We start from the raw sequence: 7,582 nt of genomic DNA, 5'->3' as shown, positions 1-7,582 counted from the left end.
AATTATTATTTATGCAGCCTATGAGTGGCGATTACACGATAAAAAAGCGTGTCTATCATACCTCATTTATCGTTATAGCTACAAATAGGTGCTATGCAAAGCCAGTAATTTCAACCTATTGGCGTATTTTCTTTATATTCTAAAGTTAGCTTGTTGTTTTAAAAGGGAAACTGAATTTATATTTAGTTTTAGCTAATAGTTTTTCACTAAATTTAGTTGGGCCTTAGTCTTTACTATTCTGCGTTATTTGTTAATTGTTTCGTACAAATTGATACAATTTAAATTTAGCCTATCAAAACCACTATTTTAGCTCATGCATTTAAACATATGCTGAGCGCGTGATTAATAATTAACAGATTCGACCTCTATTTTCATTTTATCTGGTAGTATAGTCAGGTTATAAGTAGTTTAAGCAGTGAACAATTATGTTAAGTCCTTATTATCAGCAACATGCTGATTACGTTTCTATCTCACGTGAGCAAGGCTGTCGTTTTGCCAAGTTAGTGGCTGATGATTTCAATCCGTTACACGATAAAGATGCCAAAAAGTTTTGTGTGCCGGGCGATTTACTTTTTTCGCTGGTTTTAAACCGCTATGGCATCAGTGAAAAAATGGAATTCACGTTTGCAGGCATGGTTGATGAAAATTCAAAGCTGACTTTCCCTGAAGGGGCTGATGAGTTTGCGATCACCGATGGCGAAAAAGTCATGCTAAAAGTGAAACGAGAAGGGGCTGTTAGCCAATGTCCTGAGTTAACAAATAGCTTAATCAAAAACTATGTTGAGTTCTCTGGCACGACCTTCCCGCACGTGATTATTCCATTGATGGGGAAGCAGGATGTGATGATCAATCCAGCGCGTCCAATGGTGATTTACGAATCAATGCTGATTAACCTTGACCGTCTTGATATCAGCGCACCTGAATTACAATTTGCTGAGCCTGATTTTGAGTTTACTGGCAAACGCGGCAAAATCACGCTTCGCTTCAACCTATTAGAAAATGGCGAAAAAGTAGGGGCGGGTGAAAAACACATGCTTGTGTCTGGCATTCGTGACTATTGCCAAGCAACGGTTGATGACCTAATTAGTTTTTATAATCAACGTAAAGAATCACTTAAACCAGCGTAATCTTTACAATTGCTACAAAGGGCGCTGATTGCGCCTTTTTTGTTGCTGATGTTCCGCGTACAATAGCGCTTTTATAGCCAAATGTACTTCAGACTATGTCAGTAGCGAACTTTTCAGAGTTAAATCTTGCCCCTGCATTGCTAACAGCCCTGCAAGCAGAGAATTATCACACACCTACAGCAATTCAAGCGCAAACAATCCCACTCATTTTAGCGGGTGCTGATGTAATGGGCAGTGCACAGACGGGAACGGGCAAAACCGCCGCGTTTGTTTTGCCACTACTGCACAATTTGCTATCTGCTGAAGTACTCCCTGATGCCGTTAAAGTCCTAATTTTAACACCTACCCGAGAGCTCGCTCAGCAAGTATTTGCAAGTGTAGAGCGTTATGCTGCGCATACTGAAATAAAAGCAGCACTGGCTTATGGCGGTGCTAGTATTGGCCCACAAATTAAAGCCATAAAAGGGGCGCAGGTTGTAGTGGCAACACCTGGGCGTTTACTTGATCATGTGATCAAAGGCAGTATTAAGCTTTCAAGTATCAATGCGCTGGTATTTGATGAAGCTGATCGCATGCTTGATATGGGCTTTATTGACGAAATTAAACGTATCTTGCGCCATGTGCCGAAAGAGCGCCAAACCTTACTTTTTTCAGCCACATTTGACGACAGCATCTTTAAACTCAGTAAGCAGTTATTAAATGATCCTAAATTAGTTGAAGTGAATAAACGCAACTCAGCAGCGGTTGAAGTTGAGCAGCTAGTTTATGCGGTTGATGAAGACCGTAAGCGCGAGCTGGTATCACACATGATTGGCATGAAAAATTGGCAGCAAGTACTGATATTCACTCGTACTAAACAAACCGCTGATGTGCTTGCTAAAGAAATGTGTAAAGACGGCTTAAAAACCGAATCTATTCATGGCGATAAAAGCCAAGGTGCGCGTGATAAAGCACTGCAAAATTTTAAATCAGGTGCGACAAGAGTACTGGTTGCGACAGATGTTGCTGCGCGTGGTCTTGATATTGCCTCACTTAAGTATGTGATTAACTATGAGTTGCCTTATGTGGCTGAGGACTACGTACACCGTATTGGTCGAACAGGACGTGCTGGCGAGAAAGGGATGGCGATGTCGCTGGTTAGCATCGATGAGCAGTGGCTATTGGACGAAATAGATATCTTACTCGACACAAGACTCACGCCGCAGTGGTTACCAGGGTATGAGCCTGATTTAACCAAAGAGCCAAAGCAAGTTCGTAAAAATACTAATAAGGCACGCCGCTCTCGTGATAAAAAACGTATTTTAGGGCAAAAAAGTAGGAGACGTTCCTAAATCTGGCATATATTTATACTATCCTCCGGCTAAAGTTGAGAGTTTAGTATGTTAGAAGAGAATAAATGGACGTTCCGCCGCGCTGATAAACAGTTCTCCTTAGAAAAGTGGCAGAAAACAATTGATCTCATGACCGAGTTGTTTTCTGCTCCCGCAGGTTTTATCGTTCATAAAACAGATGATGTTTATCGTATTATCGTCTCCAGTGAGCAACAAGAAAACCCCTATGATGCCGGGGCTGAATTAAGCGCCGACGATAATATCTTCTGCAAAAAAGTACTGCGTGACATGGCACCGCTTTATGTTGATCACGCCAGTCAAGATAGTCAATGGGATGACAGCCCACTGGTAAAAGATGGTTTTGAGTCTTATCTTGGGGTGCCAATTAGTTGGCCAAGTGGCGAGCCCTTTGGCACCTTTTGTGTTATGGATTTTAAACAAACCCATTATCAACAGAGCTTTTTAGAACTAATCGAGCAGCTTCGCGATATGGTCGAAGATGACCTTGCACTGTTAGATAACTTTACGCAAATGCGTGAAATTGCCATGCTTGATTCACTGACCAATATTTATAATCGCCGTGCAATAGATCTGCTTTGCCAACATAAATTAAATATATCGAAACGACTTGGTTTTGATATTAGTTGTCTATTTATCGATATAAACAGCTTTAAGCCACTCAATGATACGTATGGCCATGAAGTGGGCGATCTCGCGCTGATTTGTTTAGCTGACACCATGAAAGAATGCCTACGTGAAACCGATATTATTGGCCGCCTAGGGGGCGATGAGTTTATTGCGTTATTGCAAGTTCAGCCCGGTGATTGCATAGACAGCATCGCTGATAAGCTCAACACCACCTATCAATCTAATTTAGAGAAGCGGGGCATTCCTGTTACGAGCTTAAGTATTGGTTCAGGGGTAATAGCTCAGCCAAAAGAAAACTTTGCTGAGCTATTAAAACGAGCAGATGAAGATATGTATGAGAAAAAGCAAGCTTCTAAGGCAGCACGCTAAGCTATTTGCTTCTCAGCTAGGTTTAACTCCATAGTTGCTTTAAGTAAACGGTAAAGGTTAATTGACGCATCAATTTCTTCTTTACGATTGGTTAAGCTCTCAATATTTAAACCTAGCGGTACATCTAAATGTGCGCAGCTTTGTAAAATTAAGTCGAGATTCTCACGGCAAATACGCACTGATTCACTCAATGTATTTGCCGAATCTAACATGCGGTATTTAGTCGCTTCTGGTACAGAAATACCTAACCATTCCATAAATTCTAAGGTTTTTTCACCACCACAAGGGGTAAACGTCAGAATAATGCGTTTTGGTGCTGTGCCTTGTGCTTTACAGCTACGCGCATAGCTGGTGATTAAATCAATCGTTGCTTGGGCATTGTAAACGGCTTGTGAGATGAAAAACTTACAACCTTGCGCTGTTTTTTCAACTAAACGCTCATGTTCATTACGTTTGCTGGCATGGCGCTCGGCAATAGTAACACCACCTAAAAATACATCACTGTTCTGTTTTGCCAGCGTTTTATATGCATCAGGTAGGCTTAATTTGATGTCGCCATGAGATGATGGGCTACCCACCAACACTAAGTTTTTTAGTTCAAAGTCGTTACGTGTTTCGTTTAACCATTCGGTAAATTCAGCTTCTCCACGCTGGGCAACACTTTTATAAGTGATCACATCAAGTTGTGACAAGCTACGTAGTAACTGACTGTATTCACGAGGATCTACCGTTTCTTTAAACGGAAAAGGACGCGGCTTTGCAATACGGCTACTCTCATCTTGAATGTCGTAGATGATTACACCGTCGTATTCAATTTCGTGTAAACGACCGAGTAGCTTCTGAGCAATGGTCTCAAGCTGTGCTTTATCAGTACCAGACTTTGGTGGTGTGGTACCAATTAGGTAGACACCTTGATTGGTGTCTTCAATTTTCTCTTGTAATGATAAAGCCATAATCCTCATTCCAGCTCGTGCTAATGTCTATGACAAATAATATAGCAGCCATTTAGACGTCTAGATAGATTTTTTTCTTGAAAGTTTTTCAATGACTATGAATTTTACTCAAGTTTAAAGCTGAGCGTTTCGCAAAATTGACACACCTGTTTACATAAATTATTGCTCTGACCCTCATATTTTCTGGCGCTTTGATGCATAATCAAGCAGCAATGATTATGAGAAAAATAACTAACAAGGGAACATTATGAAATTTAGATTATTAGCAACCAGTGTTGCTGTAACACTTGCTTTAAGTGGCTGCGCAAGTAACTCACAGTCAACGATGGTTAAAGAAGTCGAAATTGAGCAGCAAGTAAGCCAAGATGATAACCGTGTATTTAGCCAAGATTACCTATTAGAAGAGCTTGAGAATGGCCTTCGCGTGATGGTAGTTAAAACAGATTACCCAGATGTTGTGTCACTGCAAATTCCAGTATCGGTTGGTTCACGTAATGAGGTTGAAGCAGGTAAAACCGGTTTTGCACACTTCTTTGAGCATATGATGTTTAAAGGCTCTGAAAAATTCCCACAAGATGTGTATTCAGATATTTTAAAAAACTCGGGTGTTGATAATCGCGCGTATACGACCAACGATTACACTAACTATCACTTAAACTTCTCAAAAGAGCACTTAGATAAAGTGCTCGAAATTGAAGCTGATATTTTCCAAAACCTGACTTACAGCGAAGAGCAGTTCCGCACCGAAGCGCTGACTGTAAAAGGTGAGTATTTAAAGAATAATGCTAGCCCAATTCGTAAGTTACTTTCTGCGGTTCGTAACGAAGCATTCGAAAAGCATACCTATAAGCACACCACCATGGGCTTTTTCGAAGACATTGAAGCTATGCCTGATCAAATGGCCTATGGTAAAGAGTTTTTCGCTAAATTTTATAAGCCTGAGTATGTATCTTTAGTCATTGTTGGTGATGTTGATCCACAAGAAACCATGGCAATGGTGAAAAAGCATTGGGGTAACTGGAAAAAAGGTGATTACCAAGCAGATATTCCTGTTGAACCAAAGCAACAAGCAGCAAAATATGTACATGAGAAAAATGATGGTTTACCAGGTCACTGGTTGCTTGTGTCTTATAAAGGCACTGAATGGGATCCAACTAAAAAAGACCGTGCTGCTCTTGATTTGATCTCACAGCTGTATTTCTCTAACAACTCGGCACTTTATCAAGAGCTTGTTGTTGATAAACAAATTGCCAGCCAAATGTTTACCTATAACCCAGATACTAAAGATCCGGGTTTATTACATGTGTTTGTAAAAGTCGAAAACGAAGCGGACCTGGCTAAAGCCCGTGATGCGATTAACCGTACCTATGCACAAGCGCGTACTGAGTTAGTAGATGCGCAAAAGTTAGCGGATTTAAAATCAAACCTAAAGTATAGCTTTATAAATGGTCTTGATTCATCGCAGTCAATAGCTTCAACACTTGCAAGCTACATGCACTTTGAGCGTGATCCTGAAGTGATTAACCAACTTTATGTCACAGCTGACAGCATCACTCCGGATGATATCAAAGCGGTAGCAAACAAATATTTTGTTGATCCGAGCCGTACCACGGTGACAATGTCGGCGCTTGATAAAGTGGCTGGTTTTGAGCAAGAAGTTGATTTAAATGCCTTCGTTGCCAGTATCGAGCAAGCCCCAACAGAGCGTCACTTTAAAGTACTTGATAAAACCAATAGCTCACCACTGGTTGATGTTAACTGGTTATTTAATACCGGCGCAGCGGCTGATCCACATGGTAAAAAAGGTTTAGCAGCACTCACTGCTGCGATGCTAGCGCAAGGTGGCTCAGAAACTATGAGCTACAAAGATATTCAAAAAGCGTTATATCCACTAGCGGGAAGCTTTGGCTATCAAATCGATAAAGAGATGATTTCACTTCGTGGTCGTGTACATAAAGACAATGCCGCGCAGTGGTATGCACTTGTTAGCGACCAGTTGTTAAATCCTGGCTTTAGAGAAGATGATTTCAAGCGTCTGAAAAAAGAGCTTATTGATAGCATTAAAGCAGGCCTGAAAGCGTCAAATGACGAAGAGCTAGGTAAAGAAGTGCTTTATCATCAGCTTTATAAAGGCCACCCGTATGAAAGCTATAACTATGGTGATTTATCAGACCTTGAAGCACTGACACTTGACGATGTAAAAGCGTTTTATGCTAACCAGTTTACTCAATCTAAGTTAACAGTAGGTCTAATTGGTGCGATTCCGAGTGATGTTAAATCGACTATGATGAAAGATTTAACATCGCTTCCACAAGGTAAAGAAAGCCGCTTAACGATCCCTGATGCGCCAGAACTTAAAGGTCATCATGCAACGATTGTTGAAAAATCAGCGCAATCTACCGCTGTGTCATTTGGTTTCCCAATCGATACAATTCGTAGTAGCGATGACTGGACAGCGCTTTGGTTAGTGCGTTCTTACTTTGGCGAACACCGCAGCTCAAACAGCTTCTTGTATCAACGTATTCGTCAAACCCGTGGTATGAACTATGGTGACTATGCATACATTGAGTACTTCCCGCGCGGTATGTTCCAAACGAAACCTGATGCTAACTTAGGTCGTTCAGAGCAAGTTTTCCAAGTGTGGTTACGTCCGCTTCGTTCTAATAACGATGCGCACTTTGCAACGCGTACGGCATTATTTGAGCTTGATAAGCTGATTAAAAATGGCATCAGCAAAGAAGATTTTAAAGCGACTCGTAACTTCTTAATTAACTTTGTGCCACAAATGGTTGCCAGCCAAGATCGCCAGTTAGGCTATGCGCTTGACAGTGAGTTCTATAACACTGAGAGCTTTGTTGACTATGTGCGTGGCAAGCTTGAAAAGCTAACCCTTGATGATGTTAACCGTGTTATTCGCGATAACCTGCAAACAGAGAATATTCACTATGTGTTTATTACTGGTGACGGCAAAGACATGCAAAAGCGCCTTGCTTCAGAGCAAACATCACCAATGGTGTATAACGCTGAAAAACCAGCAGAACTTGTTGCTGAAGATAAAGTGATTGCAGACTATAAGCTTGCAATACCAGCGAAAAACATTTCAGTACTTGATGTCGAAAAAGTATTTCAGTAATAACTGAATAAACAGGCTCTA

General features: G+C 41.0%; 5 protein-coding genes. 4 read left to right on the top strand and 1 reads right to left on the bottom strand.

Features of this window, described 5'->3' with window-relative positions; all coding sequences use genetic code 11:
- The first annotated feature begins 425 nt into the window (after positions 1-425).
- The 3 genes from L1D51_RS06300 (at position 426) to L1D51_RS06290 (ending at position 3,475) form a co-directional block, all read left to right on the top strand.
- Positions 426-1,127 (top strand): DUF3581 domain-containing protein, encoded by a 702-nt coding sequence (locus L1D51_RS06300; protein ID WP_175082939.1) that lies wholly within the window; start codon positions 426-428, stop codon positions 1,125-1,127.
- A gap of 95 nt (positions 1,128-1,222) precedes the next feature.
- The gene (locus L1D51_RS06295) at positions 1,223-2,458 is read left to right on the top strand and encodes a DEAD/DEAH box helicase (RefSeq protein ID WP_054560842.1); all 1,236 of its coding nucleotides are present in this window, start codon (positions 1,223-1,225) and stop codon (positions 2,456-2,458) included.
- A gap of 48 nt (positions 2,459-2,506) precedes the next feature.
- Positions 2,507-3,475: a sensor domain-containing diguanylate cyclase gene (locus tag L1D51_RS06290; RefSeq protein WP_055020984.1), complete on the top strand. Its 969-nt coding sequence runs from the start codon at positions 2,507-2,509 to the stop codon at positions 3,473-3,475.
- On the opposite strand, the gene L1D51_RS06285 is transcribed toward L1D51_RS06290, so the two are convergent.
- Complete coding sequence (locus tag L1D51_RS06285) at positions 3,472-4,428, bottom strand: methylenetetrahydrofolate reductase (protein WP_055020983.1); 957 nt, start codon at positions 4,426-4,428, stop codon at positions 3,472-3,474. The two genes, L1D51_RS06290 and L1D51_RS06285, sit on opposite strands and share 4 nt — an antisense overlap.
- Positions 4,429-4,675: 247 nt before the next feature.
- Here L1D51_RS06285 and L1D51_RS06280 point away from each other — a divergent pair, with 247 nt between their 5' ends.
- Complete coding sequence (locus tag L1D51_RS06280) at positions 4,676-7,561, top strand: M16 family metallopeptidase (protein WP_239963217.1); 2,886 nt, start codon at positions 4,676-4,678, stop codon at positions 7,559-7,561.
- The last annotated feature ends 21 nt before the right edge of the window (positions 7,562-7,582 follow it).

It is taken from the genome of Pseudoalteromonas shioyasakiensis, from assembly GCF_022398475.1.
GTDB lineage: Bacteria > Pseudomonadota > Gammaproteobacteria > Enterobacterales > Alteromonadaceae > Pseudoalteromonas.
Note: the sequence above shows the minus strand (reverse complement) of the source record. Positions and strands in the feature narration are given on the sequence as shown.

What these genes read in the sequence shown, in the direction of transcription:
- L1D51_RS06290 (WP_055020984.1), top strand. Translation starts at nt 2,507, where the DNA reads ATGTTAGAAGAGAATAAATGGACGTTCCGCCGCGCTGATAAACAGTTC.
- L1D51_RS06300 (WP_175082939.1), top strand. Translation starts at nt 426, where the DNA reads ATGTTAAGTCCTTATTATCAGCAACATGCTGATTACGTTTCTATCTCA.
- L1D51_RS06295 (WP_054560842.1), top strand. Translation starts at nt 1,223, where the DNA reads ATGTCAGTAGCGAACTTTTCAGAGTTAAATCTTGCCCCTGCATTGCTA.
- L1D51_RS06285 (WP_055020983.1), bottom strand. Translation starts at nt 4,428, where the DNA reads ATGGCTTTATCATTACAAGAGAAAATTGAAGACACCAATCAAGGTGTC.
- L1D51_RS06280 (WP_239963217.1), top strand. Translation starts at nt 4,676, where the DNA reads ATGAAATTTAGATTATTAGCAACCAGTGTTGCTGTAACACTTGCTTTA.